Source organism: Kineococcus xinjiangensis (genome assembly GCF_002934625.1).
GTDB lineage: Bacteria > Actinomycetota > Actinomycetes > Actinomycetales > Kineococcaceae > Kineococcus_A > Kineococcus_A xinjiangensis.
The window spans coordinates 1-1,277 of record NZ_PTJD01000040.1 but is presented as its reverse complement, the minus strand read 5'-3'; the positions used below and the strand labels follow the sequence as shown (position 1 = coordinate 1,277).

Here is a 1,277-nt window from a genome sequence, read left to right as displayed (position 1 = left end):
CCAGCGGGTGGGCAGCCGCAAAGAGAGCGTCACGCCGGGCACCTCGACACAGCCTGGCCGGGCCGTTGCCGTGCCACCAGTGAACAAGTAGCCGCCGTCAGTGCGCGATCAGGGTGCTGGTTGGCACTGGCGGGGTGCTCCGGGCAGTGAGCGGGTGACCTTGCGCGACCGCGGGTCATGTCCGGATTCGTCGTCACCCGGACGGGGCAGTGGTGCTCGGCGGAGAGGAACTGGACGACTCGGGCACTGTCACGGTGGGCGCCATGACAGTGGAGCTGGGCGGGACTGGACCCGACGTGGATGACGTACCGTCCGTCATCTCGTCATGGCGTGCGCGACCGCCACGTTGGGGCTTCCACGTCCTCCTGCTGCCCCCGACCCTGCTGCTGTTGTGGGCGGTCAGCGGACCGATCTGGTCGCTGCTGGCCCTGGCGACCGCCACGGCCGTCCTGTGTTGCGCGGCGCTGGTGTGGATGGTGCGGGTAATCGTCTTCGTGCAGAAGCCGCCGAGGTGGTCGTGGTGGTTCCTCCTCGCACCGTTCGTCGGGGTGCTGGTGCTGAGCCTGGTCGCCCACGACGTGCCGTTCCAGAAGCGCTGGGAGTTCAGTCGTCCGGCTTTCGAGGTGGCCGTGCGCGACTTGCCGCCAGCTCCTGCGCGGGTGGATGAGTGGGTCCCGCTGCAGACGCAGGGGCGGGTGGGTGCGTATCGGGTCTCGGCCAGTCGCGTGCTGGGCGGGGTCATCTTCACGGACCAGCACGTCAGCGGGACGGTGGACACCGGCTTCGCGTACTTCCCCGACGGGCCACGCCACGACCTGGAGACCGGCTGGTTCGAGTCCCCGCAGTTCCACCACCTCGACGGTCCCTGGTACGTGTGGACCGCGAGCTGGTGAGCAGCACGACTTGGAGCGGTTGAGCCCCCCCGGCGGACCACTGCGGAGACGTCCGCTCACGCCGCGCTCAGTGCGCGATCACGGCGGTGCTGGACTGCGTGATCATGCGGATGGGCGAACGATCGAGTCCATGGCTCGCAGCACCGCGACCTACGCTGGTCATGTTCGGCCACCCTGGCGGTAAGGGGTGAACGGGTTGTCCAGGAGCTTGCGCTCCGGGTTCAAGAAGGCCAGGAAGTAGACCCCGATCATCCGCCGGACTTCTGCACGAGATGCGCGCTCACGCCGCTGAACCGCCCCGGCGAGTCCGGAGACTCCGTTCCTTGGGAAGGATGGAGTCATGTCAGGGAGCACGTCCAAGCGTTACCCCGCGGAGTTGCGTGA

At 68.2% G+C, this 1,277-nt stretch carries 1 protein-coding gene; it reads left to right on the top strand.

Translation table 11 applies throughout. The features are described from left to right. Positions 1 to 296: 296 nt before the first annotated feature. The gene (locus CLV92_RS20815; RefSeq protein WP_146099725.1) at positions 297 to 893 is read left to right on the top strand and encodes a hypothetical protein; all 597 of its coding nucleotides are present in this window, start codon (positions 297 to 299) and stop codon (positions 891 to 893) included. Positions 894 to 1,277 lie beyond the last annotated feature (384 nt).